30 protein-coding genes are annotated in these 22,663 nt (G+C 60.2%); 13 read left to right on the top strand and 17 right to left on the bottom strand.

The features are described from left to right. Nucleotides 1–115 precede the first annotated feature (115 nt). The gene (locus ACR0I8_RS19750; protein WP_170692800.1) at nt 116–1,492 is read left to right on the top strand and encodes a multicopper oxidase family protein; all 1,377 of its coding nucleotides are present in this window, start codon (nt 116–118) and stop codon (nt 1,490–1,492) included. A 129-nt stretch (nt 1,493–1,621) separates the two neighbouring features. Here the strand turns inward: ACR0I8_RS19750 and rnc are convergent, their stop codons facing one another. The 9 genes from rnc to folK all read right to left on the bottom strand — a co-directional run bounded on the left by rnc (nt 1,622) and on the right by folK (nt 8,863). After that, on the bottom strand, nt 1,622–2,302 hold the full coding sequence (gene rnc, locus ACR0I8_RS19745) for a ribonuclease III (RefSeq protein WP_170380443.1): 681 nt from the start codon (nt 2,300–2,302) through the stop codon (nt 1,622–1,624). After that, nucleotides 2,299–3,138: a signal peptidase I gene (gene lepB / locus ACR0I8_RS19740; RefSeq protein WP_170692812.1), complete on the bottom strand. Its 840-nt coding sequence runs from the start codon at nt 3,136–3,138 to the stop codon at nt 2,299–2,301. The genes rnc and lepB overlap by 4 nt, the downstream gene beginning before the upstream one ends. Before the next feature lie 56 nt (nt 3,139–3,194). Further along, a complete protein-coding gene (gene acpS, locus ACR0I8_RS19735; RefSeq protein WP_170692815.1) occupies nt 3,195–3,614 on the bottom strand; it encodes a holo-ACP synthase in 420 nt (139 codons plus the stop codon). Further along, nucleotides 3,611–4,234: a LysE family translocator gene (locus ACR0I8_RS19730; protein WP_170692819.1), complete on the bottom strand. Its 624-nt coding sequence runs from the start codon at nt 4,232–4,234 to the stop codon at nt 3,611–3,613. The genes acpS and ACR0I8_RS19730 overlap by 4 nt, the downstream gene beginning before the upstream one ends. Beyond that, entirely contained in the window at nt 4,231–4,977 is a 747-nt protein-coding gene (locus ACR0I8_RS19725) for a pyridoxine 5'-phosphate synthase (protein WP_170692822.1), read from the bottom strand. Before ACR0I8_RS19725 ends, ACR0I8_RS19730 begins: the two co-directional genes overlap by 4 nt. Continuing rightward, complete coding sequence (locus tag ACR0I8_RS19720) at nt 4,970–5,668, bottom strand: DUF2062 domain-containing protein (RefSeq protein WP_170380448.1); 699 nt, start codon at nt 5,666–5,668, stop codon at nt 4,970–4,972. Before ACR0I8_RS19720 ends, ACR0I8_RS19725 begins: the two co-directional genes overlap by 8 nt. Before the next feature lie 16 nt (nt 5,669–5,684). Next, a complete protein-coding gene (locus ACR0I8_RS19715) occupies nt 5,685–7,817 on the bottom strand; it encodes a RelA/SpoT family protein (RefSeq protein ID WP_170692825.1) in 2,133 nt (710 codons plus the stop codon). A 26-nt stretch (nt 7,818–7,843) separates the two neighbouring features. Then, nucleotides 7,844–8,197: a DNA-directed RNA polymerase subunit omega gene (rpoZ, locus tag ACR0I8_RS19710; protein ID WP_170380450.1), complete on the bottom strand. Its 354-nt coding sequence runs from the start codon at nt 8,195–8,197 to the stop codon at nt 7,844–7,846. A gap of 96 nt (nt 8,198–8,293) precedes the next feature. Further along, nucleotides 8,294–8,863 (bottom strand): 2-amino-4-hydroxy-6-hydroxymethyldihydropteridine diphosphokinase, encoded by a 570-nt coding sequence (folK, locus tag ACR0I8_RS19705; RefSeq protein ID WP_170692828.1) that lies wholly within the window; start codon nt 8,861–8,863, stop codon nt 8,294–8,296. A gap of 138 nt (nt 8,864–9,001) precedes the next feature. On the opposite strand from folK, the gene ACR0I8_RS19700 reads away from it, so the two are divergent. The 7 genes from ACR0I8_RS19700 to ACR0I8_RS19670 all read left to right on the top strand — a co-directional run bounded on the left by ACR0I8_RS19700 (nt 9,002) and on the right by ACR0I8_RS19670 (nt 13,472). Beyond that, complete coding sequence (locus tag ACR0I8_RS19700; protein ID WP_039541714.1) at nt 9,002–9,577, top strand: LabA-like NYN domain-containing protein; 576 nt, start codon at nt 9,002–9,004, stop codon at nt 9,575–9,577. A 187-nt stretch (nt 9,578–9,764) separates the two neighbouring features. Continuing rightward, on the top strand, nt 9,765–10,715 hold the full coding sequence (ispH, locus tag ACR0I8_RS19695) for a 4-hydroxy-3-methylbut-2-enyl diphosphate reductase (RefSeq protein WP_170692839.1): 951 nt from the start codon (nt 9,765–9,767) through the stop codon (nt 10,713–10,715). After that, nucleotides 10,712–11,164, top strand: a complete 453-nt coding sequence (locus tag ACR0I8_RS19690; protein ID WP_170692842.1) for a DUF3429 domain-containing protein — start codon at nt 10,712–10,714, stop codon at nt 11,162–11,164. The genes ispH and ACR0I8_RS19690 overlap by 4 nt, the downstream gene beginning before the upstream one ends. Beyond that, the gene (locus tag ACR0I8_RS19685) at nt 11,161–11,754 is read left to right on the top strand and encodes a methyltransferase domain-containing protein (RefSeq protein ID WP_170692844.1); all 594 of its coding nucleotides are present in this window, start codon (nt 11,161–11,163) and stop codon (nt 11,752–11,754) included. Before ACR0I8_RS19690 ends, ACR0I8_RS19685 begins: the two co-directional genes overlap by 4 nt. After that, the gene (rnhA, locus tag ACR0I8_RS19680) at nt 11,747–12,214 is read left to right on the top strand and encodes a ribonuclease HI (RefSeq protein WP_170692847.1); all 468 of its coding nucleotides are present in this window, start codon (nt 11,747–11,749) and stop codon (nt 12,212–12,214) included. Before ACR0I8_RS19685 ends, rnhA begins: the two co-directional genes overlap by 8 nt. Beyond that, nucleotides 12,211–12,834, top strand: a complete 624-nt coding sequence (locus ACR0I8_RS19675) for a trimeric intracellular cation channel family protein (RefSeq protein ID WP_170692850.1) — start codon at nt 12,211–12,213, stop codon at nt 12,832–12,834. Before rnhA ends, ACR0I8_RS19675 begins: the two co-directional genes overlap by 4 nt. A 35-nt stretch (nt 12,835–12,869) precedes the next feature. Further along, the gene (locus ACR0I8_RS19670; RefSeq protein ID WP_170692854.1) at nt 12,870–13,472 is read left to right on the top strand and encodes a Clp protease/crotonase-like domain-containing protein; all 603 of its coding nucleotides are present in this window, start codon (nt 12,870–12,872) and stop codon (nt 13,470–13,472) included. Between the two features lie 2 nt (nt 13,473–13,474). On the opposite strand, the gene speB is transcribed toward ACR0I8_RS19670, so the two are convergent. The 6 genes from speB to def (ACR0I8_RS19640) are packed head-to-tail and all read right to left on the bottom strand — an operon-like array spanning nt 13,475 to nt 16,805. Further along, nucleotides 13,475–14,296, bottom strand: coding sequence for an agmatinase (gene speB / locus ACR0I8_RS19665; protein WP_170692863.1), 822 nt, complete (start codon nt 14,294–14,296; stop codon nt 13,475–13,477). A 59-nt stretch (nt 14,297–14,355) separates the two neighbouring features. After that, nucleotides 14,356–14,592 carry a GlsB/YeaQ/YmgE family stress response membrane protein gene (locus tag ACR0I8_RS19660; protein WP_170692865.1) on the bottom strand — a complete coding sequence of 79 codons (237 nt, stop codon included), beginning with the start codon at nt 14,590–14,592 and terminating at the stop codon, nt 14,356–14,358. A gap of 1 nt (nt 14,593) precedes the next feature. After that, nucleotides 14,594–14,830 carry a hypothetical protein gene (locus ACR0I8_RS19655; RefSeq protein WP_170380460.1) on the bottom strand — a complete coding sequence of 79 codons (237 nt, stop codon included), beginning with the start codon at nt 14,828–14,830 and terminating at the stop codon, nt 14,594–14,596. A 6-nt stretch (nt 14,831–14,836) separates the two neighbouring features. Beyond that, a complete protein-coding gene (gene fmt, locus ACR0I8_RS19650) occupies nt 14,837–15,751 on the bottom strand; it encodes a methionyl-tRNA formyltransferase (protein WP_170692867.1) in 915 nt (304 codons plus the stop codon). Nucleotides 15,752–15,795: 44 nt separating this feature from the next. Next, nucleotides 15,796–16,290: a peptide deformylase gene (def, locus tag ACR0I8_RS19645; RefSeq protein ID WP_170692869.1), complete on the bottom strand. Its 495-nt coding sequence runs from the start codon at nt 16,288–16,290 to the stop codon at nt 15,796–15,798. Next, nucleotides 16,287–16,805 (bottom strand): peptide deformylase, encoded by a 519-nt coding sequence (def, locus tag ACR0I8_RS19640; RefSeq protein ID WP_170692871.1) that lies wholly within the window; start codon nt 16,803–16,805, stop codon nt 16,287–16,289. Before def (ACR0I8_RS19640) ends, def (ACR0I8_RS19645) begins: the two co-directional genes overlap by 4 nt. A 94-nt stretch (nt 16,806–16,899) precedes the next feature. Between def (ACR0I8_RS19640) and ACR0I8_RS19635 the strand changes: the two genes are divergently transcribed. Together ACR0I8_RS19635 and ACR0I8_RS19630 are read left to right on the top strand one after the other, a co-directional pair. Next, a complete protein-coding gene (locus ACR0I8_RS19635) occupies nt 16,900–18,072 on the top strand; it encodes a PatB family C-S lyase (RefSeq protein WP_170692873.1) in 1,173 nt (390 codons plus the stop codon). A gap of 3 nt (nt 18,073–18,075) precedes the next feature. Further along, the gene (locus ACR0I8_RS19630; protein ID WP_170692875.1) at nt 18,076–18,603 is read left to right on the top strand and encodes a L,D-transpeptidase family protein; all 528 of its coding nucleotides are present in this window, start codon (nt 18,076–18,078) and stop codon (nt 18,601–18,603) included. A 96-nt stretch (nt 18,604–18,699) separates the two neighbouring features. On the opposite strand, the gene ACR0I8_RS19625 is transcribed toward ACR0I8_RS19630, so the two are convergent. Next, nucleotides 18,700–19,053 carry a hypothetical protein gene (locus tag ACR0I8_RS19625; protein ID WP_170380466.1) on the bottom strand — a complete coding sequence of 118 codons (354 nt, stop codon included), beginning with the start codon at nt 19,051–19,053 and terminating at the stop codon, nt 18,700–18,702. Between the two features lie 212 nt (nt 19,054–19,265). Between ACR0I8_RS19625 and ACR0I8_RS19620 the strand changes: the two genes are divergently transcribed. Continuing rightward, a complete protein-coding gene (locus ACR0I8_RS19620) occupies nt 19,266–20,255 on the top strand; it encodes a glutathione S-transferase family protein (RefSeq protein ID WP_170692948.1) in 990 nt (329 codons plus the stop codon). Here ACR0I8_RS19620 and ACR0I8_RS19615 read toward each other — a convergent pair. Then, nucleotides 20,237–20,599 (bottom strand): hypothetical protein, encoded by a 363-nt coding sequence (locus tag ACR0I8_RS19615; RefSeq protein WP_170380467.1) that lies wholly within the window; start codon nt 20,597–20,599, stop codon nt 20,237–20,239. The two genes, ACR0I8_RS19620 and ACR0I8_RS19615, sit on opposite strands and share 19 nt — an antisense overlap. A gap of 181 nt (nt 20,600–20,780) precedes the next feature. Here ACR0I8_RS19615 and ACR0I8_RS19610 point away from each other — a divergent pair, with 181 nt between their 5' ends. Further along, entirely contained in the window at nt 20,781–21,740 is a 960-nt protein-coding gene (locus tag ACR0I8_RS19610) for a threonine-phosphate decarboxylase (protein ID WP_170692877.1), read from the top strand. Further along, nucleotides 21,737–22,657 (top strand): adenosylcobinamide-phosphate synthase CbiB, encoded by a 921-nt coding sequence (cbiB, locus tag ACR0I8_RS19605; protein WP_170692879.1) that lies wholly within the window; start codon nt 21,737–21,739, stop codon nt 22,655–22,657. Before ACR0I8_RS19610 ends, cbiB begins: the two co-directional genes overlap by 4 nt. Nucleotides 22,658–22,663: the final 6 nt, after the last annotated feature.

Below are 22,663 nucleotides of genomic sequence, written 5' to 3'. Positions count from 1 at the left end.
ATGCCCGCGCAGGCCAGAGGGATTTGTCGCATTGCGGTCCGCGGAACGCAGTGAAACTGTAGCCAAACGCCACGCCGATGACAGCCAGGCGAGGATTTCATCAAAGAGGCAAATCATGAAACGTCGCGAGTTCCTTTTGGGCACCAGCGCCGCCGCAGGGGCAATCGGAATGGGAGGGTTCGGTCTGGCCTCGGCCGCGCCTGAACTGATCATTCAATCGGCCAGTTTCGCACTGCGCGATCAGGTGACGACCGGGATGGTCAGCCTATCCTCTGATGCGCCACCGCCGGTACTGCGGGGTCGTCAGGGTGAGGCGATGCGCCTGCCAGTACGCAACTCGACACTAGACTACACCGCGATGCATTGGCACGGGCTGCGCATTCCCAACGCGATGGACGGCGTGCCTTATCTGACCCAGATGCCGCTGGGGCCAAATGAACTGTTCGACTATGAGTTCACGCCCCCCGACGCCGGGACCTATTGGTACCACCCCCATTGCATGACGATGGAGCAGATGGCCCATGGTCTGACCGGCGTGATGGTTATTGCAGAGGGCGAAGACCCAGGGTTTGACAGCGAACAGGTCATTAACCTGCGCGATTTCCGACTGGATGACGAGGACCAGTTCCTGCCCGCCTTCACCCAGCGCGGCGCGGCGCGAGCCGGGACATTCGGCAATCTGCAAACCGCGAACTGGCTGGATACACCTGTCTACGACCACATTTCGGGCGGGTTGGTACGGCTGCGGGTGGTGAACACAGACACGACCCGGATCTATCGGCTGCATCTTTCGGGCGCCATGGCCCGCATCATCGCATGGGACGGACATCCGGTGGATGTCGCGGTGCCCCTGCCAAACGCCGATGACCCTCTGCTGGTCGGACCGGGCCAACGGGTGGATTTCGCGGTGGCGATGCCCTCGGGCGAGGGGCAGATGATAAATCTGGTCGCGAAACTGCCAGGCCAACCACATCGCCCGATGGCACGTCTTCGGGCCGTAGGCGCGGATGTTGCGCGGGATTTGCAGGAGTTGAAACCACTACCTCCGAACCCGGTTGCACGGCCTGATCTCGCCACGGCCGAGCTACATGAGTTTGTCTTTGGCTGGACGCCCGAAGGTGGAGAACCGAATAACGGGTTCTGTGGCTCTTTGGGATATAATTTCTGGTCAATCAACCGGACCCCTTGGGCGGGTGATGCCGCAGAGGGCGTTGGCCCTCTGGCCGTTTTGGAGATGGGCAAGAGCTATGTTCTGCGGCTACGAAACGAATCGCCAAACCTGCATCCGATCCACCTGCATGGGCTTGTGTTTATGCCGTTGCAGTCGAACTTACGCAAGCTGCCGCCCTTGCTGACCGATACCATGCTGCTGCTGAAAGATGAAATCGTTGAAATCGCTTTGGTCGCAGACAATCCCGGCGACTGGGCCTTTCATTGTCATGTGATCGAGCATCAGAAAACCGGTCTGACCGGGTATATCAAAGTGATTTAGGCATCGGGTTGGCCGCGCCAATCCGACCGGTAGGGGGCCAGCCCCCTCGTCCAGATTTCATCCGGCCTCACCCCCGGGATATTTTTGGCCAGATGAAGAGCGGATCGGGTTTTGGAAGATGAACGGGGGCTACGTCGGCAGCGAGTCCAAAAGGGCTTTTGCCGCCGCCTGTTCGGCCTGGCGCTTTGATCCGGCGGTGGCCTGTGCCTCGGTCCCGTCCTGTAGGCGGGCGGCGATGGTAAAGACCGGCGCGTGGTCGGGGCCGCTGCGTTTGACCTCGATATAACTGGGCGGCTTCTGGCCGCGCGCCTGTGCCCATTCCTGCAGCGAGGTTTTGGCGTCGCGGGCGTCGGATTCGACCGTGTGGATGCGATCCCCCCAGAGGGCGAGGATGACATCGCGGGCGGCCTCGAAACCGGCGTCGCGGTAGATGGCGGCGATTACTGCCTCCATCGCGTCGCCTAGAAGCGCCTGTTTGCGGCGGCCGCCGGACAGCATCTCGGACCGCCCGAGTTTGAGCACGGCACCCAGATCAATCTGACGGGCGACATCAGCGCAGGCCTCTTTACGCACCAGCGCATTAAAACGAGGGGCCAGTTGTCCTTCGGAGGCTTTCTTGTCCGCCTCCAGCAAGGCTGTTGCCATTACGAGACCCAGAACGCGGTCGCCCAAGAATTCGAGCCTTTGGTTGTCGGGCCGGGTGGCGGACGAAACCGAACCGTGGGTTAGTGCCCTAACCAGCAGCTCGGGGTTCGAGAATTCGTACCCCAAGCGTTGCTGAAATGCCTTTATGTCGGCCGATACCTTCAATTGACCGCCTTGAAGAAGCGGTCGCTGCGCCATGTCCAGAAGAACAGCATAGACCGGCCAGCTGAAGAGAACATGATCCGGTCGGCGCGACCAATCAGGTTTTCGTAGGGAACATAGCCTACCCCGCCAGCAGATTGCGGTAGACGGCTGTCGGCAGAGTTATCGCGGTTGTCGCCCATGAAGAAATAGTGGCCTTCGGGCACCGTGTAGATGCCGGTATTGTCAGACCCCTGATTGCCGATACTCAGCACGTCGTAGGATACGCCATTGGGCAGGGTTTCGACAAAGCGCTCTTTCTCACAGACGCCACCGATACCGACCGGACCGTTGGAGCAGCGCGGACGCAAGCGTTGCGGGCCTTGAGGAGCAGCCACTTCGGTGAACACGCCATCAGCTTCTTGCGGGACGGGTGTGCCATTCAGGATGATCTGCCCTTGGCGAACCTGAACGCGGTCGCCCGGCAGACCGATGAGGCGTTTGATATAGTCACGGCCCGTCACAGGGTGACGGAAAACGATGACGTCGCCGCGTTCGGGCTCTCCGCCCCAGATACGGGTATCGTCGTCGCCCGGAAGCCAGCCGCAGATATCCTCGGCGTCGATATTCAGACCGACACTGGGGATGATCAGGCTGGGGCAGGAGGCGTAGGAGTAACCGTAGGCCATCTTGTTGACGAACAGGAAATCGCCGATCAGCAGGGTCTGTTTCATCGAGCCGGAGGGAATCCAGAAGGGCTGGAAGAACAGGGTGCGGAAAACGCCTGCAATCAACAGGGCGTAGACGATGGTTTTGATCGTCTCCCAGATGGGATTTCCGGTTTTGACGTCCTCGGCCATACTGCTCTCTGCTCCTTGGTGTGTTGGGTGCTACATGCGGGCCATGCGGTGGCAAGTCAAGGCTGCGTACCGGGTTCTTGGAGCGGGCGCGCCTCGATCACCACAAAGGCCTGCGCCCAGGGGTGGTCATCGGTCAGGGTGACGTGGATGATCGCCTCATGACCCTCTGGCGTCATCTGGCGCAGCCGGTCGGCGGCCCAGCCAGTTACATGCATCACAGGCTGGCCCGTGTGCAGGTTGCTGACCGCCATGTCCTTCCAGGCGATACCCATGCGCAGACCGGTGCCCAACGCCTTGGAACAAGCCTCTTTCGCGGCCCAGCGTTTGGCATAGGTACCTGCAGTGTCGTGGCGACGTTCGGCCTTGCGCTGCTCGATCTCGGTGAAAACGCGATTGCGAAAACGGTCGCCGAAACGGTCGAGCGCGCGCTGAATGCGTTCGATATTCGCGAGATCTGTGCCGACACCGAGGATCACGACAAGCGCACCGTCAAAATCTTATAGCTGGCGACGCCGAAGAACCCCGCAAAGGCAAAATCGAACCAGCGGCGAGCGCGCCGGTAGGCGCTGACCATACGCGCGGAGGAGAACAGGAAGGCGTAACCGATGAAGATCAGCAACGATCCTGAATAGAGCAGGCCGAAATACCCCAACAAGACCAAAAGGCTGGCGTCATTTGGGGCCATGATCGTATAGATCGATCCCCAGCTGAGGATGGCCTTGGGGTTCGTCAGGTGAATGGCTGCACCTTTCGCAAAGATCGTACGCAGCGACCCGGTGACAGGCGTGCCCAACGGCACCTCACCGGCGGTCATCGCGCGGCGCAGGGCCTTGAGGGCCAGCCAGCCCAAATAGGCGACACCAAAGTAACGGATCACCTCGAAGACCCAGACATTTGCCAGCATGATCGCCGACAAGCCCAGCGCGGCGGTAATCCCCCAAGCAGCAGAGCCCGCGCATATGCCAAGTGCAAAGACCAGCCCTGCGCGGCGACCTTCAGACATAGCGGTACCGGCAATGCCCATGGTGGCCGGACCGGGTGAGCCACCGGCCATCAACCAGGCAAACCAGATCGCTATGAAAGTCGGCGTGATCACGCCCGCGACTCATCCATCAGGCGGCGCATTTCCTGTATGGCGGGGGTAAGGCCCAGAAAGATCGACTCGCCGATCAGGAAGTGGCCGATGTTCAATTCACGCACTTCGGGGAAGGCCGCGACGGGTTTCACCGTCTCATAGGTCAACCCGTGGCCAGCATGGACTTCGAGGCCCAGCGAATGGGCGAAGGTCGACATCTGGCGCAGGCTTTCCAGCTCACGCTCGGCGTCTTCCATGCGGCCTTCGGCGAAGGCGTCACAATAGGCGCCTGTGTGTAGCTCGATCACCTCGGCGCCGATACGGTGGGCGGCCTCGATCTGGCGTTGGTCAGCGGCGATGAAGATCGACACGCGACAGCCGACATCGCGCAGCGGAGCAATGAAATGGGCCAGCTTGTTTTCCTCCCGCGCGACTTCCAGCCCGCCTTCGGTGGTGCGTTCTTCGCGCTTTTCCGGCACGATACAGACTGCATGAGGTTTGTGCCGCAGGGCGATCTTCTGCATCTCTTCGGTGGCCGCCATTTCAAAGTTCAGAGGGACCGAGAGGACGTCCATTAGCCCATCGATATCCGCATCCGAGATGTGACGGCGGTCTTCGCGCAGATGCGCCGTAATGCCATCGGCCCCGGCCTCTTCGGCCAGTTTGGCGGCACGCAGCGGGTCGGGATAAGCCCCACCGCGTGCGTTACGCACGGTGGCGACGTGGTCGATATTCACACCAAGACGCAGATAAGTGTCAGACATCGCGCGATTCCTTTTTTACGGTTTGAGCTGAAGCTAGTGCCTTTTCCACCGAAGTGTCAGCCTCGGTTTCAGCCAGACGTTTGATTTCGTCGAATTTGGCTTTGATCCGCGCGCGACGGCGCTGTTGATAGGTGCGGATCAGCGGCAGGCTGAGATAAAAGCAGATCACCCCCGCCAGCAGACCGGGAAGAATGCCGCCGATCATGTAGGGGTAGAACACCTCGCGGTAGAACAGGCCCAAGCCGTGCCAATCCGCGACGCGGTCGGTAAACATGGCGAGGAAGTTGTTCTTCAAATCACCCATCGCATCCGCGAATTTCCCCATTAGGCCGCGGGTTTCGCTTTTCTCGAATTCAGTTCCCAGAAGGAAATGCCCTGTCTGCAAGCAGATTACGCCAATCGGAACATAGGTCAGTGGATTGCCGAAGAACGTGCCGCTGAGGGCGGCCACGATATTGCCGTTGAGCAGGCGCGCGCCGATGGCGGCGACCAGAAAATGCAGGCCATAGAAGGGGGTAAATGCTGCAAATACCCCTGCCCCGATACCGCGTGCAATACGCTCAGGCGAGTCCGGCAAGCGGCGAACGCGATGTTTGACATAGTGAAAGGCGCGGGTCCATCCGCCACGTGGATAGACAAACTCAGATGCGGCCTGAATGGGAGAGCGTCGATCTCGGCGCTTGAAAACCACTCCTGATCACCTCATCTCAACCAGCCGGCAGGGCGGCATTTTCACGCTCTCGGTACCGTTCGACAGCGGCCACATCACTTTCTGCCTCGAGCATCAGCATCAGCGAATGCAATTGTTCAAGGTCTCGCAGTTCGACATTGATCAGCAGTCGGTAAAAATCCGGTTTGCGGTCTACGAACTCAAGGTTCGAGATATTGGCCTTTTTCTCGCCGATCAATGTGCAAATACGCCCCAGTACGCCCGCATCGTTGCCGATGGTGAGGTCAAGTGTCGCGCCATAGACCGCCGGGTGGGTGCCGGAATGCCAGTGAAGATCGACCCACCGCTCGGGCTCATTCTCGTATGCGCCCAGGCGGTTGCAGTCGATCGCGTGAACCTCAACGCCCTTGCCCCGATGCGTGATGCCGACAATCCGCTCGCCCGGAAGGGGCTGACAGCAGGGGGCGCGGTCGAATTTCTGACCTGGCTCAAGACCGATCACGGCGCGCCGCAGGGGGATCGCATCGCCGTCATCCTGTGTCAGTTCCGGATAAACGGCGCTGACCACATCATGGGCTGTCAGTTCGGCACTGCCCAAACGTGCCAGCAGCTCATGCCGGTCTCTCAGACGTAAGTGCTTGGCGGCTGTATCCAGCGCCTTATCGGTGGATTTGCGACCCACATGTTCAAACCCGGAACGCGCAAGCTCTTTGCCCAGTTTAATGAACCGTTCGCGGTCAACCTCGCGCAGGGCGCGGCGGATCGCGGTGCGGGCCTTGCCGGTGACAGCAATCTCAAGCCAAGTCACCTGAGGGGTTTGTCCATCAGCGGTGATGATATCGACCGATTGCCCGTTCTTCAGCCGGGTCCAGAGCGGCACGCGGATCGCATCGACCTTTGCCCCGACACAGGCGTGGCCAATACGGGTGTGGATGGCGTAGGCAAAATCAATCGGCGTCGCCCCGCGTGGTAGCTTCACGACATCGCCTTTCGGCGTGAAGCAGAACACCTGGTCCGAGTACATCTCAAGCTTGACGGCTTCGAGGAAGTCTTCGTGATCTTCCTCATTGTCGAATTGCTCGGTCAGGTTCGAAATCCACTTGGCGGGGTCGACCGCAAATGGGTTTTCGGTCCGGACACCGTCGCGATAAGACCAATGCGCGGCCACGCCGGTTTCAGCCACATCGTGCATCTGGCGGGTACGGATCTGAACTTCGACCCGTTTGCCGTCACGCCCCGAGACAGTGGTGTGGATCGAGCGGTAGCCGTTCGATTTCGGTTGAGAAATATAGTCCTTGAACCTGCCGGGTACCGCGCGCCAGCGCTGGTGGATCGCGCCGAGGGTGCGATAGCAGTCTTCCTCGGTTTCGGTGATGATGCGGAACCCGTAGATATCGGACAGGCGCGAGAAGCCCTGATCCTTTTCCTGCATCTTTCGCCAGATCGAATAGGGTTTCTTGGCGCGGCCAAAAACTTCTGCCTCGATGCCCGCTTTCTCCAGCTCATGGCGCATGTCGCCGGTGATCCGGTGAATCACGTCTCCGGTTTCGCGCTGCAGGGTGATGAAGCGGCGGATGATCGACTGACGTCCTTCGGGGTTCAGCACACGGAAGGCGAGGTCTTCGAGTTCCTCGCGCATCCACTGCATCCCCATCCGACCCGCAAGCGGCGCGTAGATATCCATCGTCTCGCGTGCTTTGACGATCTGCTTTTCAGGGCGCATTGCCTTGATCGTGCGCATGTTGTGCAAGCGGTCGGCCAGCTTGACCAGGATCACCCGCAGGTCTTTGGACATGGCCATGAACAGCTTACGGAAATTCTCGGCCTGTTTGGTTTCGCGGCTGGAGAGTTGCAGATTGGTCAGTTTGGTGACGCCATCGACCAGTTTGGCGACCTCTTCCCCGAACAGCTCAGCTACTTTGCCATAGCTGGCTTTGGTGTCTTCGATCGTGTCGTGCAAAAGCGCCGTGATAATGGTCGCATCATCCAGACGCTGTTCGGTCAGGATGGCGGCGACGGCAACGGGATGGGTAAAATAGGGCTCACCGGAATGGCGGAACTGCCCTTCGTGCATCTGCTGGCCGAATTCATAGGCCTTTGCGATGCGTTCAGCGTTTGTTTTTGGGTTATAATTGCGGACCAGCGCAATCAGGTCGTCAGCAGAAATCATCCGGTCCGCACCTTCGTTTTGAGGGCTTACCCCTGCCCTTGAGCCTCCATCAGAGCGCGCAGGAGTTTTTCTTCCGACATATCATCTTCGGCAGGTTTGTCCGATTCGGCACCCATCAGCAGAGCCATCTGATCTTCTTCCGGCTCATCAACCTCGATCTGGGTCTGGTTGGCCTCGATCAGACGCTCGCGCAGTTCATCCGCGCTCTGGGTTTCGTCGGCGATTTCACGCAGCGAGACAACGGGGTTCTTGTCGTTGTCACGGTCCACAGTGATCGGTCCACCGGCGGAAATCTCACGCGCACGATGGGCGGCAAGCATCACCAGTTCAAACCGGTTGGGAACCTTGTCTACGCAGTCTTCAACCGTCACGCGGGCCATGGAACGCTACTCCGTTGCTGAGTCCATATCAGGAAGCGTTGTATCTAAGACCGATTGGACGCGTTGACAAGCAGGAAATAGCGCAAATCCACCAATCTACAAAGGTGTGACCGCTGCTATATCTTCAGCTGGCAGTGCCTCGAGCATTTGTTGGACGGTCTGGCCTAGAACCGGATGGCGCCAATCCGGGGCTACGTCGGCCATGGGGACAAGCACAAAGGCCCGGTCCTGCAGGCGGGGATGGGGCAAAATCAGCTGATCTGGGGCCTCTTGACGCTGCACATCCGCTGACAGGGTCAGCCAGTGATCGAAGGTGGCGGGATCGGGCAGTAACTGATCCTCGTAGGCCACCAGATCCAGGTCCAGCGTCCGCATCCCCCAGCGCTGCACCCGTTCACGACCGAACTTGTGTTCGACCTCATGCAGAACCTCCAGCAGCTGTGCCGGCGGAAGGTCAGTCTCGATCAGAAGGGCAGCATTGACATAGTCGGGGCCCGCGCCCGGAGGGAAACAGGGGGTTTCAAAAAACCGGCTTTCAGCGCGAATCACCACACCACGGTCCTCAAGCGCTGTTATTGCGTTGCGAAGTGTCACCTTGGGCCCTAGTCCGCTCAGATTGAGATTTGCGCCCATCGCAACAACTGCATTTGACGTGGTTTTGCCCATTAATACCCCCATATTCGGCCAAATGCATACTTGCGATGCGCATTAAAAGCCCTAATTATAGGCACACTAGCACGCTTAATTTTACACCACTCACTCTTAAACGCGCAGCGGGCTGGATTATACCGGAAGGACCTATTTATGTTTTATAAGGACGAACGGCTAGCGCTGTTCATCGACGGCTCGAATCTTTATGCCGCCGCAAAAGCACTTGGCTTCGACATCGACTACAAGCTTCTGCGGCAGGAATTCATGCGCCGCGGTAAGCTTCTGCGTGCTTTCTACTACACAGCGCTGCTGGAGAATGACGAGTACTCTCCGATCCGACCACTTGTTGACTGGCTGCACTACAATGGCTTCACCATGGTGACCAAACCGGCCAAGGAATACACCGACAGCATGGGGCGTCGGAAGGTGAAGGGTAACATGGATATCGAACTCACCGTCGATGCCATGGAACTGGCGCCACGCGTTGATCATATCGTACTGTTCTCGGGCGATGGGGATTTCCGCCCGCTGATTGCCAGCCTGCAACGTCAGGGCGTACGTGTTTCGGTCGTGTCGACCATCCGCAGCCAGCCGCCGATGATCTCGGACGAGCTGCGCCGCCAGGCCGACAACTTCATCGAACTGGAGGATCTGCGCGACGTGATCGGCCGCCCGCCTCGGGAAATGCCGACCGAACCACGCAGTGTTGCTGCCGCCGGCGGGCACTAGCCCTCGGCGTCACGATTGGGGATGAGATTAGCGCGGTCAGGGTATGAAACCCTGGCCGCGCTTCTTTAACTAAGGTTTGGTACTGAAACACCTAACGGCTATCAGTGATTCATGTCAGATCAATGACGCCGCCCTGTCTGGACCAAGGCCGTGAAAAGACCTACCTGTGGCGCAAGGAGACAGCGACATGACCAAGCCGCCATTGACTTTGTACCTGGCCGCGCCGCGCGGGTTCTGCGCGGGCGTGGACCGTGCCATCAAGATCGTCGAGATGGCGCTGCAGAAATGGGGCGCGCCGGTCTATGTCCGGCACGAGATCGTCCACAACAAATTCGTGGTCGACGGGCTGCGCGCCAAGGGGGCCGTGTTTGTCGAGGAACTGGATGAGTGTCCAGATGACCGGCCGGTGATCTTCTCGGCTCATGGGGTCCCCAAATCCGTACCTGCCACGGCCGCTCGTCGCGAGATGATGTATGTCGATGCCACCTGCCCTCTGGTCTCGAAGGTCCATGTTGAGGCGCAGCGCCACTCGGACAACGGCCTGCAGATGATCATGATCGGCCACAAAGGCCACCCCGAGACCATCGGCACCATGGGACAACTGCCCGAAGGCGAGGTGCTGCTGGTCGAAACCGTCGAAGATGTCGCCACCGTTCAGGTCCGAGACCCGGATCAGCTGGCCTTTGTCACCCAGACCACCCTTTCGGTTGATGACACCAAGGATATCATCGCAGCGCTTGAAGAGCGTTTCCCCAAGATCGTCGGCCCGCACAAGGAAGACATCTGCTACGCCACCACCAACCGGCAAGAGGCCGTGAAAGCCGTTGCGCCAAAAGCGGATGCGCTGCTGGTGGTGGGTGCGCCGAACTCTTCCAACTCCCGGCGATTGGTCGAGGTCGCCTCGCGCGCCGGATGCAACTATGCGCAGTTGGTTCAACGCGCCACCGATATCGACTGGCGCGCGCTTGAGGGAATTTCGAGCATTGCAATCACTGCCGGGGCCTCAGCCCCCGAGGTACTGGTGAATGAAGTCATCGACGCGTTCAGCGATCACTACGAGGTAACCGTCGACCTTGTGGAAACCGCCGTCGAAAACGTCGAATTCAAAGTCCCCCGCGTGCTGAGGCAACCAGCATGAACGGCGTCCCCAAATCTGCGCTCTATCTGGGGTTGGCGGGGCTGATCCCGTTCATTTGGGGGGCGCTGACCTATCTGAACTCGGACCTGCACGATCTGGGCATGCGTGAGCTGGGCTCTCGTTTCGTTGGGCCTTACATCCAGCTGTTATATGGCTCGGTTATCCTGAGTTTCATGTCCGGTGTTTTGTGGGGCTTTGCCACCAAGACCTCGGGCAGCAAGGCGACTGTAGGCTACACCCTGTCGGTCCTTCCCGCCCTTTGGGCCTTCTTCATGACAGGCGGCGGGCCGATCAGCGCCGGCACCAATCTGATGATCGGCTTTGCCGGGCTTTTGGTGTTGGACGCCCTGTTCTGGTATTGGGGCCTCGCGCCGCGCTGGTGGATGCGATTGCGTATCCTGCTGACGGCAATCGTGCTGTTATGCTTGGCTGTCGGGGTATACCTATGAGCGATCGTGAGACGATCTCAGTCTACGACGAACAGGCCGCGCGCTATGCCGACCTGACCGAAGAGGCCAACACCGAGGACCCACAACTGACCCGTTTCATTCAGGCGGTACCAACAGGCGGAAAGGTGTTGGATTTGGGCTGCGGCCCCGGTGCCTCGGCGGTGATCATGGCGCAGGCGGGGCTACGGGTTGTGGCCATGGATGCCTCGGCCGAGATGGTCCGGCTGGCCTCGGCCCATCCTGACGTTTCCGCCCGCCAGGCGGCGTTCTCGGACCTGAAGGACGAGGATGTCTATGACGGCATCTGGGCCAATTTCAGCCTTCTGCACGCCAAGCGCGCGGATTTCTCGAACCATTTGGCGGCCATTCACCGGGCGTTGAAACCCAAGGGCGTCTTCTATATCGCCATGAAGCTGGGACAGGGTGAAGGGCCGGATCGTTTGGGGCGCTTCTACAGCTATTATTCCGAGGAAGACTTGAAAACCTATCTTCAAAAGGCGGGCTTTGCCGTCACCGCACGACGACTTGGCAGCGGAACCGGGCTGGATGGCTCGGTCTCGGACTGGATTGGGATTGCCGCCCATGCCTGAGCTATTTGCCTATACCGATGGTGCCTGTTCCGGCAATCCCGGCCCCGGTGGCTGGGGCGTGCTGCTGCGCGCGATGCAGGGGGACTCGGTCCTGAAAGAACGGGAACTCAAGGGCGGTGAGGCCGAAACCACCAACAATCGCATGGAACTGCTGGCTGCTATCAGCGCGTTAGAGGCGCTGGAGCGCGCGTCCAAAATCACCGTTGTGACCGACAGCGCCTATGTGAAGAACGGCGTGACGGGCTGGATTTTCGGGTGGAAGCGGAACGGTTGGAAAACCTCGAACAAGAAACCCGTCAAGAATGTCGACCTATGGCAGCGGTTGGACGAAGCGCAGGGTCGTCATGATGTGACATGGGAATGGGTCAAAGGCCATGCGGGCCATGCCGAAAACGAAAAAGCGGATGAACTGGCCCGTGCGGGCATGGCCCCCTTCAAACCCGCAAAGGCGCAGGAGTGAGCGCGCTTGCCCTGCTGGACTATGCCTCGGTTCTGGTCTTTGCGCTGACCGGGGCGCTGGTGGCCAGCCGGGCGCAGCTTGATCTGGTCGGGTTTGCCTTTATCGCCTGCCTGACTGCGGTCGGAGGCGGCACCGTGCGGGACCTGCTGCTGAATCGCCATCCCGTCTTCTGGGTCGGCCAGCCGGACTACATCCTGATTGCGGTCGGGGCCGCCGTTCTGGTGTTCTTCACCGCGCATCTGGTCGAAAGCCGCTATAGCTGGCTGATCTGGCTGGACAGTTTCGCTTTGTCCATTGCCGTTGCTGCGGGAACTGGAGCAGCGCTTTCGCTGGATCAATCCGGCATCGTCGTGGTGCTGATGGGCGTAACCACCGGATGTCTGGGCGGATTGATGCGCGATGTGGTCTGTAATGAAGTCCCTCTGGTGCTTAAACAGGGTGAGCTTTACGTCTCATGCGCGTTTGCAGGTGCGTTGACGGCGGTGGTCGCGACACGACTTGGGCTAGAAGGCCTGCCCGCGCTGGCGCTATGTGCCGCGATCTGCTGGGCCTTGCGCGCCGGATCGCTTATCTTTGGTTGGAGGCTTCCTGTCTACAAAGCCCGCCCGCCGCGCCAATAGGGCGTATAACACCGAAACAAACCTAAGGCCCGCTTGTGAAACCTGCCCTGTCTTTGCTCGCCGCCAGTGCGCTTTGCCTCGTCGCTTGCGCGGAACCCTACAGCCCGACCCAATTCGTAGCCCAGGGCGATCAGATCGTTGTCACCGGAGCCATCGACCACACCACCCTTGGTGCCTTTCGAGTGGTGGCCGCCGACAACCCGCAGATCAAAACGCTTGTCCTGCAAAACATAGAAGGATCGGTGGATGACGATGCCAACGTGATCTTCTCGCGCGAGGTACGCAAACGTGGTTTTGACACGGTCGTGCCGTCCGACGGCATGGTCGCCTCGGGCGGGACGGACCTGTTTCTGGCGGGCAACAGGCGCACCTTGCAGCCGGGCGCCTGCGTCGGCGTTCATAGCTGGGGAGGAGGGGGCATCATCGCCACCGAGCTGCCCGAGGACGACCCCGAACACGACCGATATCTGGACTATTATGACGATATCGGCGTGTCCGAGGATTTCTATTGGTACACGCTAGAAGTCGCCTCGGAGGACGAAATGCACTGGATGACAGCCGCCGAGGCCAACAGCCACGACATGGCCACCACTCGCGCGACGCGGCTGGGGTCAGCCTCAACCTGCGATGCGCGCTGAATTCAGCGCGACAACAGCCGCGCGCCGATCTCTTTTACGAATTTCGCGGCCACCATTGCGGTCATGCCATAGGGGTCGCGATGGGGGTTTAGTTCGACAATATCCGCACCGACCAACTGCCCCTCGAACCGATGGATCAGGTCAATCACCTCACGCGTGCTGAGCCCACCGGGTTCGTGATGTGACACACCCGGTGCAAAGGCCGGGTCCAGCGCATCCAGATCCAGCGACAGGTAGACCGGCCCGTCAAAGTTGATCTCCAGATCGGGACGCCAATTGCGCATATCGATCACCTCGACCCCGAACTTGTCCGCCTGCTCCTGTTGGTGCTTGTTCATGGTGCGGATGCCGACCTGCACCAGACGTTTGATCTTGCCGGTCTCCATCACCCGCGCGAAAGGGCAGCCATGGCCCAGCGGGCCGATATCCTGCGTGTCATACAGGTCGGGATGCGAGTCGATATGCAGGATGTTCAGCCCCTCGTACCGCTCGGCATGGGCCTTGATCAGCGGGAAGGCGACCGAGTGATCACCGCCCAGAGACAACAGCCGCGCGCCAGTTTCGATCCGTGCGGTAGCACCGGCCTCGATCCGGTCGATCGGCTCTTGCCCGCGCATCTCGAACACATCCAGATCGCCGGTATCCTTGAACCGATCCGTGGCCCCCAGATCAGTGCCATCCTCGGCCGTCAGGTTGGCCGCACCGGAATGCAACGCCTCGCGAATGCGACCGGGCGCGAAGGCCGGACCCTGCAGAAATGAGGAATGCAAATCCAGTGGAATGCCCATGAGGGCAACATCACCAGCGTTCAGATCATAAGACATGGGTCACCTGCTTGAAAACTCGGCTTGATCTGGCGGCGACCCAAGGGAAAGGTCAAGCCTTAACGGCGCTTTAAACTCTGCCATATCCAGATCACCAGCAACGCGCCCAGCACCGCCCCCACAAAACCGGACAACCAGCCGGAAACGGTGATCAGTGCACGCAACAGGAATCCGCCGACCAAGGCACCGACGATACCGATCAGCATGGTGGTGGGGATGTCAGCCTCAATCCGCATCAGGCGGGTGGCGAGGAACCCTGCGGCGGCTCCGATCACGACAAGGGCAACAACTGGCATGTCATCGCCTCCAATGGGTCGGCACGATGATCAACGCACCGATTGAGGATAGAACCGCGTCCAACCCAGGCGGGCCAAAGCTGATACCGAACATGATGCGCACGAAGTAGAACAGGAATGCTCCGCCGACACAGATGATGATGGACTGCAGGTAACCATTATGGGTGAATTCCGTCTTCTCAGAGAGGTAGCCGACTATCCCGGCAATCACGACGGTGCCCATCAGGACCATGAACATCTGTCTCTACTCCGACGTCAGGCGAGTGCCGACCGGGATGGGCCAGCCCCGTAGAAAGGTTTCCCTATCCTGCGCGCCTTTGCCTGCCCGTTGCAAGCGCAACAGTTCAACCGCGCCCTGCCCGCAGGCGACATGCAATTCGGGTGTCAGGACCTGTCCCGGAGCGCCCTGCCCCTCGGCCACGCGCGAAGCCAGCAGCTTGAGGCGCGCGCCCTCCATCTCGGTCCACGCGCCGGGAAAGGGTGAAAGGCCCCGGATCTGGCGGTCGACCTCAAGCGCGGGGCGGGTCCAGTCGATCCGCGCCTCGGATTTGTCGATTTTTGAGGCGTAGGTGACGCCCTCTTCGGGTTGTGGCTGGGGGGTGAGGTCCGGCAATTGAGCCAGCGCCTCGGTGATCAACGCGGCCCCCATGGTCGAGAGCCGGTCGTGCAGCAGCGCGGTGGTTTCCTCAGGTTCAATCGGCGTGGCCCGACGCATCAGGACGGGACCCGTGTCCAGACCCGCCTCCATCTGCATGATGCAGATGCCGGTTTCCGCGTCGCCCGACATGATCGCGCGATGGATCGGCGCGGCCCCGCGCCAGCGTGGTAGCAGGCTGGCATGGATATTTAGGCAACCCTGCTCGGGTGCGTCCAGAATGGTTTGCGGAAGAAGCAGGCCGTAGGCGACAACTACCGCCACATCCGCGTTCAAGGCGGCAAACGCTGCCAGTTCTTCGGGCGATTTCAGCGAGACTGGGTGCCGGACCTCTAGCCCCAACGCCTCGGCCCGCGCATGCACGGGTGTCGGGCGGTCTTTCTTGCCCCGGCCAGCAGGGCGCGGAGGCTGGCAATAGACGGCGGCGATCTCATGCCCCGCATCGACCAAAGCGTCCAATACCGGGACCGAGAAATCGGGCGTGCCCATGAATATTAGTCGCATGTTCCGCTCCGGTACGATTTCCGGGTGCCGGTCTGAAGCCCGACCTACCCCTGTTTCTTGGCTTTGCGCAGCAGCATGTCGCGTTTGACCTTGCTGAGGCGGTCGAAATACATCCGGCCGTTCAGATGGTCGATCTGGTGCTGCACGCTGGTGGCCTCGATCCCCACAAAATCACGGCGGTCAATAATGCCCTGTTCGTTCAGGAATTTGACCGTCACGGCCCGAGGGCGCTTTACCTTGGCCGACACGCCCGGCAGATTCGGGCTGGCCTCATCATGTTCGCGCAACTCGATCGAGCTGTGCAGGATTTCCGGGTTCGCCAGTCGTACCACCCGACCGCGCTCAGCCGAGCCATCGACAACGGCCAGACGCAGCATCACCCCGATCTGAGGCGCGGCGAGACCTACACCCGGCATCGCCTCCATCGTATCGATCATATCGTCCCAGATGGCGCGGATCTCATCGGTGATCTCGGGCACATCCTCGGCCTTGGTCCGCAAGCGTTTGTCCGGCCATGGCAGGCAGATGCGGACGGTCATGTGCGTGCCTTCTCGCGCTTGAGCTTTTGCATCTTGCGCGTGATCATCTGTCGTTTCAGCGGCTTGAGGTAGTCGATGAAAAGCTTGCCATCCAAGTGATCGATCTCATGCTGCACGCAGGTGGCCCAGAGCCCATCAAAGGTCTCCTGCTGTGCGCTGCCATTCTGGTCCATCCAGGCCACGTCGACGACCTTCGGGCGCGTGATCTCGGCATATTGATCCGGGATCGACAGGCAGCCTTCCTCGTATACATTGGTCTCATCCGAAGAGGCGATGATCTCGGGGTTGAACATGACCAGCGGACGAGGGGCCTCGCCTTCTTCCTTGACGCAATCGAGAACGATCAGGCGATCCAGCACTCCGATCTGCGGCGCGGCCAGACCAATGCCGGGCGCATCATACATGGTCTCAAGCATGTCATCGGCCAGCTTGCGCAGATCATCTGACAGATCGGCAACCGGGGCGCAGACCTTTTTCAGGCGAGGATCGGGATGGATCAGAATAGTGCGTTTCATGAGGCTGATTTAGGGCATCCCGCCCGTCGCCGCAACGCCCCCCTTGCACCCGCCTGATTTGTAGTTAGCTTTCGCCTCGACAGATGGAGCAGACATGACTTTCAATACCCCAACCGACCGCCGCGGCACCCACAGCTCAAAATGGGACAAGATGGAGCAACTCTACGGCGTATCCCCCGAGGATGGGCTGGCGATGTGGACGGCAGATTCCGACTATCAGACCGCGCCTTGCGTGATTGATGCGGTGCGCCGTGCAGCCGAACATGGGGTCTTTGGCTATTCGTGGAAACACCCAGAATATCTGGCTTCGGTTCAGTGGTGGATGCAAACCCGCCATGACTGGCAAATCGACACCGATTGGGTGCTGACCTCGCAGGGCTTGGGCAATGCAATCGCTCTTTGTCTGGATGTCTGGAGCGAACCGGGCGATGGCGCTGTGATTTTCACGCCCGTTTACCATGAGTTTGCCCATAAGGTGAACAAATCCGGACGCCGCGTGGTGGAATGCCCGCTGGTGCGTGAGGGTGACAGCTACGCGATTGATCTGGACGACGCGCAATCGCGCTTGGACGGGTCGGAAAAGCTGCTGCTGTGGTGTTCGCCGCAAAACCCGTCGGGCCGGGTTTGGACGACCGACGAGCTGCGCTCGGTGGCTGAATTCGCCGGGCGCAACGGGCTGATTCTGGTCTCGGATGAGATCCATCATGATCTGGTTTACCCAGGGGCGAAGTTCGTCCCGATGGACGTCGCAGCACCCGAGGCGCGGCCTTGGACCGTGACCCTTACGGCAGCGTCGAAGACGTTCAACATTGCGGGACAGCGCACCGGCAACATGATCATCCCCGACCCGAAGCTGCGCGCGGCCATGCGCCACCGGCTGGATACACTGGACTATGAACCAAGCGCCCTCGGCGTGGCCATGATCACCGCCGCCTACACGCCCGAAGGGGCGGAATGGGTGGATGCTCAGGTCGCGCATCTGGATAAAAACCGCCGGCTATTTGACACCACGATCGCCGAGATTCCCGGCCTTTGGTCGATGCCCCTACAGGCGACCTATCTGGCCTGGGTCGATTTCTCGGGCACCGGGATGAGCCATGATGAGTTTGTTCGACGCCTGCGTCAGGACGCGCGGATTGCGACCTCGTCAGGCCCCGGCTTTGGTGCGGGCGGCGAGACGTTCGAACGCTTCAACCTTGCCACCCAACACGCCCGCGTCGAAGAAGCTTGCGTGCGGCTCAAACAGGCGTTCGGGGATCTGCAATAGCAGATGCGCCTGCTGGCCCGGATCACGCTGGTCTTTCTGATCGCGGCCCTTGGCTGGTTCGGCTGGCAGAGATACGGGCCGCGCCCTCCCGCGCCTGCCATGGCGCCTGACGCCGCTCAGATCGACCACATCCTGATCGAGAAATCTGCCCGCCGTCTGACCGCAATGTTGGACGGCGCCATCGTACTGCAGAGCGAGATCGCACTGGGCTTCACGCCGGAAGGAGACAAGGAGCAGGAAGGCGACGGTAAAACGCCCGTCGGGGTGTTCACCATCGACCGGCGCAACCCGAACAGTGCGTTCCACCTGTCACTTGGGATCGACTACCCGCAACCCGAAGACATCGCCCGCGCACAGCAGCAGGGCATAGACCCCGGCGGAGACATCTTCATTCACGGGCAACCAAACGGCGTTGTTGGCCTCACCCTGCCCGGAGACTGGACGCTTGGCTGCATCGCTTTGTCTAATGAAGAGATGGCCCGGCTTTGGAGCCTGACGCCGACCGGAACAACCGTCGAAATTCGACCCTAGATCGCTTTGCGTTTGATTTGAGGCGACATATGCGGCCTCTCCTTGCGGACGAACGCGCCTTTCGGTGGTCTAGCCTCAGGCAAAACGCAAAACGCTTCAATCCTCGTGCCCCAGCAAGGCAATCGGAGCATCTGGCGCTCGGTAGAAATCCAGCGGCGCCTTGTCGGAAGCAGCGGTGTTGCGCTTGAACTCATAACGCATTTCGCCTGCCTCTTCCTCGTCCGCGACGATCAGGCATTGATATAAATGGTTCGCGCCGTCATGGATATCGACTAACCCGCGCAAACGCGGCGTGGTCTCGGCCTCGACTGTAAAGCCATTCTTCCACAATCTAAGAATTTTGAAGTAATTGTCGCCCATTTCCACCCGCAAACGGCTGGTCTTTTTCAAAGTGGCGATTCGCGCGGCCTCCAACTCAGCGCTCATTTCCTTGGAAACATAGGTACTCATCAAATTTCCCCCCTTCGATATCTCTTATTGTGGAGGCAAAACTGTAAAAATCCAGTGAAGCCGACCACATAACATCACAGCACACGCAGATGTTGCGCCCACATCTCAAGCCGGTGATGTGCGCAGGTGCAGGCTGGATGCGCGCGGGCTGCCATAGGAAGGCCGGGTTCTGCGCCCTATCTTTGCCGAAATTCAGATACGGAGGACGCAACATGGGCCTGTTGGTCGACGGAACCTGGCACGACACCTGGTATGACACCAAATCCACCGGCGGCGCATTCAAGCGCAGCGCCGCTCAATTCCGCAATTGGCTGACGGCTGATGGCAGCGCTGGCGCGTCCGGCAAAGGTAGCTTCAAGGCCGAACCGGGGCGCTATCACCTCTATGTCAGTCACGCCTGTCCTTGGGCCCATCGGACGCTGATCTTTCGGGAGCTCAAAGGGTTGACCGATCTGATCTCGGTTTCGGTGGTGCATCCGGACATGCTGGACAAGGGCTGGAGTTTTGAAACCGATGATCACGGCGCGACCGGAGATGATCTTTACGGCCTGGACTACGCCCATCAGGTCTACACCAAGGCCGACCCTGCCTATTCCGGTCGGGTTACGGTGCCGATCCTGTGGGACAAACAGCAGGAGACGATCGTCTCGAACGAAAGCTCGGAAATCATCCGCATGTTCAACTCGGCCTTCAACGAGATCACGGGCAACTGCGATGACTACTGGCCCGAGGCAATGCGGAACGAGATCGAAGAGATCAACGCGCGGATCTATTCGGACGTCAATAATGGTGTCTACAAATCCGGCTTTGCCACCTCGCAAGAGGCATATGACGCCGCCGTCCACCCACTGTTCGAGACGCTGGATTGGCTCGAGGACCGGCTGGCCCGGGACCGATACCTGATGGGCGACCGCGTGACCGAGGCTGACTGGCGTTTGTTCACAACGCTGATCCGGTTCGATCCGGTCTATCACCTGCACTTCAAGTGCAACAAACGCCGGCTGATCGACTACCCCAACCTCTGGGCCTATACGCGTGAGCTATATCAATGGCCCGGCGTCGCGCAGACCGTGAACATGAACCATATCGTGCGGCACTATCACTACAGTCACGACAGCATTAATCCGCATCGGATCATCCCGGTGAACCCGACGCTTGACTATCTTGAACCGCACGGACGGAATCAGCGCCCCGCTGCGTAGTGTTCCACCATCGCCGCCAGATCCTCGGGCGGGGTGCCGCTTTGCACATAGGCGCAGGCATTGGGACTGTGTGCAAAGATTGACCCGTCCGAGAAGAAGGTGGTGTTGGTGACAAAAATTACCCGTGCATCAGGACGACGGTAGCTGGCGAAATCAGCCACGGCCAAAGCGCTGCCGGTTTCCAGAACCAGATCCAGCACGATGATCTCGAACTCCGAGCCATAGAGCGCCAGTATCGCGGCCTCTTGCCCGGCCACAAGCGTCACCTCGGCACCTTGTCGTTCAAGATGCCTTTTCCAGACCCGACCCAGATCGGGGTTACTCTCAACAATCAAAACTTTCATACTACAACCTCGGCACTTGGTGTGGTGAGTGGTGCCGACCCCCAAGTCCCGTGATCACGTCATTTCCTTAACAAAGTGTTAACTCTGCCTACTGACGGCCCTGATCACCCGGATTTGCTTGTCAAAACGGCGAAAATCCGCTTGAAGCGGGGCGAATACGTCATTTGGGACATGCGGTGGGATGAACGATACCGAATTGAATCCTCGTGCGAAACGTGACCATGGTGGCGGTTTGGATGGGGCCATCGCGCAATATGGCGGCGCACGCAGCGATTGGATCGACCTGTCCACCGGCATCAACCCGCATCCCTACCCGATCGCAGGGCTGCACCCCTCGGATTGGACCGAACTGCCCGATCATGGGGCGTTCGAGCGGCTCAGCATAGCCGCCCGCAAATTCTGGAATGTCCCGGCGGAGGCGGCGATCCTGCCCGCGCCCGGAGCTTCGGCTCTAATCGCGCGCATTCCCCCACTGGCGGCGCAAGGCCGGTTACAGATCACGATGCCCACCTATAATGAGCATGCCGCTGCCTTTCGTGCTCAAGGCTGGTCGGTGCAGGGAAGCGGTCCTGCTGATGCGCGGGTGATTGTACACCCGAACAACCCGGATGGCCGGGTGTGGCAGGCCAGCGACGCCACCGCGCCTTTGACGATCATCGACGAAAGCTTTTGCGACGTGATGCCCGGTGCCTCATTGATCCATCTAGCTGGACAGCCCGGCGTGATCGTTCTGAAAAGCTTTGGTAAGTTCTGGGGGCTGGCCGGGATGCGGCTGGGCTTTGCCATCGGTGCATCGGAACTGATTGCCAGACTGAACGACCTGACCGGCCCGTGGGCTGTCTCGGGTCCTGCTTTGCGGGTCGGAACAAAAGCCCTGCAGGACACGGATTGGGCGAGCGAGACCCGCGTGCGTCTGGAGGAAGAGGCCACCCGGCTGGACGCCATGGTTATTGATAAAGGCGCGCGGCTGGTCGGAGGCACAAGCCTGTTCCGCCTCTACGAGGTCGATGATGCAGCCCTCTGGCAAGACCGTTTGGCGCAGGCACTTATCTGGAGCCGCATCTTCCCCTACTCCGAACGTTTTCTGCGCCTTGGCCTCCCTCCTGCACACGGGTGGGATCGGCTGGAGGCCGCGCTGTGAGCATCCCCTTTCTGTTGGTCTGCGCCATGTGTCTGGACGCGGTATTTGGCGAGCCGGACTGGCTCTGGTCCCGCATCCGGCACCCTGCGGTGGTGATCGGCAATGCCATTGGATGGCTAGACAGACGGCTGAACCGCGGCGCGGCGCGGCGCGCCAAGGGTGTCTGCACTCTGATCCTGCTGGTCGTGGTCGCCCTAGGTGTCGGCTGGGTACTGGCACAGCTGGGCGGAGTTGTTGAGATTCTGGTCTGTGCGATCCTGTTGGCGCAGAAGTCGCTTGTGACCCATGTCCGCGCTGTCGGCGACGGGCTAAGCGCCTCGCTTTCCGAGGGGCGCGCACAGGTGGCCATGATCGTCTCGCGCGATACGCGCGACATGACCGAGGAACAGGTCGCCCGGTCCGCGATCGAAAGCGCGGCCGAGAATCTCAGCGACGGCGTTATCGCGCCCGCTTTCTGGTTTCTGGTGGCGGGTCTACCAGGGCTGTTGGTCTACAAGGCTGTGAATACCGCTGACAGCATGATCGGCTACCGCACCGAGAAACACCGCGATTTTGGCTGGGCCTCGGCCCGGTTCGACGACCTGCTGAACCTGATCCCTGCGCGCCTGACCTGCTTGATGATCGTGGCGCTGTCAGGTCGATGGGCACGTTGGAACGATATCCTGCAGGATGCCCACCGCCATATCTCGCCCAATGCAGGCTGGCCCGAGGCCGCCATGGCCCGCGCGCTCGACGTCGCACTGGCAGGGCCGCGCAGCTATGACGGACAGTTGCGCTACCTGGCCTGGGTCAATGGCGATGCGCGCCGTGAAATCGGCGCGGAAGAGGTTTTCCGCGCATGCGACATGCTCTGGCGCGTCTGGGGGCTTGCGCTTGGCCTCGTCTCGGTGTGGGTTGGGATCAACGTGATCTTCTAGAGGACG

The organism is Ruegeria sp. BG9, assembly GCF_056538305.1.
The sequence above is the reverse complement of the archived record's forward strand: the minus strand, read 5'-3'. Positions and strand labels throughout refer to the sequence as shown.

What these genes read in the sequence shown, in the direction of transcription:
- folK (WP_170692828.1), bottom strand. Translation starts at nt 8,863, where the DNA reads ATGGGCAAAACCACGTCAAATGCAGTTGTTGCGATGGGCGCAAATCTC.
- ACR0I8_RS19700 (WP_039541714.1), top strand. Translation starts at nt 9,002, where the DNA reads ATGTTTTATAAGGACGAACGGCTAGCGCTGTTCATCGACGGCTCGAAT.
- def (WP_170692869.1), bottom strand. Translation starts at nt 16,290, where the DNA reads ATGACCGTCCGCATCTGCCTGCCATGGCCGGACAAACGCTTGCGGACC.
- speB (WP_170692863.1), bottom strand. Translation starts at nt 14,296, where the DNA reads ATGTCTTATGATCTGAACGCTGGTGATGTTGCCCTCATGGGCATTCCA.
- ACR0I8_RS19610 (WP_170692877.1), top strand. Translation starts at nt 20,781, where the DNA reads ATGAACGATACCGAATTGAATCCTCGTGCGAAACGTGACCATGGTGGC.
- ACR0I8_RS19660 (WP_170692865.1), bottom strand. Translation starts at nt 14,592, where the DNA reads ATGCCAGTTGTTGCCCTTGTCGTGATCGGAGCCGCCGCAGGGTTCCTC.
- ACR0I8_RS19615 (WP_170380467.1), bottom strand. Translation starts at nt 20,599, where the DNA reads ATGAAAGTTTTGATTGTTGAGAGTAACCCCGATCTGGGTCGGGTCTGG.
- ACR0I8_RS19620 (WP_170692948.1), top strand. Translation starts at nt 19,266, where the DNA reads ATGGGCCTGTTGGTCGACGGAACCTGGCACGACACCTGGTATGACACC.
- ACR0I8_RS19750 (WP_170692800.1), top strand. Translation starts at nt 116, where the DNA reads ATGAAACGTCGCGAGTTCCTTTTGGGCACCAGCGCCGCCGCAGGGGCA.
- ispH (WP_170692839.1), top strand. Translation starts at nt 9,765, where the DNA reads ATGACCAAGCCGCCATTGACTTTGTACCTGGCCGCGCCGCGCGGGTTC.
- ACR0I8_RS19625 (WP_170380466.1), bottom strand. Translation starts at nt 19,053, where the DNA reads ATGAGTACCTATGTTTCCAAGGAAATGAGCGCTGAGTTGGAGGCCGCG.
- fmt (WP_170692867.1), bottom strand. Translation starts at nt 15,751, where the DNA reads ATGCGACTAATATTCATGGGCACGCCCGATTTCTCGGTCCCGGTATTG.
- ACR0I8_RS19725 (WP_170692822.1), bottom strand. Translation starts at nt 4,977, where the DNA reads ATGTCTGACACTTATCTGCGTCTTGGTGTGAATATCGACCACGTCGCC.
- ACR0I8_RS19635 (WP_170692873.1), top strand. Translation starts at nt 16,900, where the DNA reads ATGACTTTCAATACCCCAACCGACCGCCGCGGCACCCACAGCTCAAAA.
- def (WP_170692871.1), bottom strand. Translation starts at nt 16,805, where the DNA reads ATGAAACGCACTATTCTGATCCATCCCGATCCTCGCCTGAAAAAGGTC.
- rpoZ (WP_170380450.1), bottom strand. Translation starts at nt 8,197, where the DNA reads ATGGCCCGCGTGACGGTTGAAGACTGCGTAGACAAGGTTCCCAACCGG.
- ACR0I8_RS19655 (WP_170380460.1), bottom strand. Translation starts at nt 14,830, where the DNA reads ATGTTCATGGTCCTGATGGGCACCGTCGTGATTGCCGGGATAGTCGGC.
- ACR0I8_RS19690 (WP_170692842.1), top strand. Translation starts at nt 10,712, where the DNA reads ATGAACGGCGTCCCCAAATCTGCGCTCTATCTGGGGTTGGCGGGGCTG.
- ACR0I8_RS19715 (WP_170692825.1), bottom strand. Translation starts at nt 7,817, where the DNA reads ATGATTTCTGCTGACGACCTGATTGCGCTGGTCCGCAATTATAACCCA.
- lepB (WP_170692812.1), bottom strand. Translation starts at nt 3,138, where the DNA reads ATGGCCGAGGACGTCAAAACCGGAAATCCCATCTGGGAGACGATCAAA.
- ACR0I8_RS19630 (WP_170692875.1), top strand. Translation starts at nt 18,076, where the DNA reads ATGCGCCTGCTGGCCCGGATCACGCTGGTCTTTCTGATCGCGGCCCTT.
- ACR0I8_RS19685 (WP_170692844.1), top strand. Translation starts at nt 11,161, where the DNA reads ATGAGCGATCGTGAGACGATCTCAGTCTACGACGAACAGGCCGCGCGC.
- rnhA (WP_170692847.1), top strand. Translation starts at nt 11,747, where the DNA reads ATGCCTGAGCTATTTGCCTATACCGATGGTGCCTGTTCCGGCAATCCC.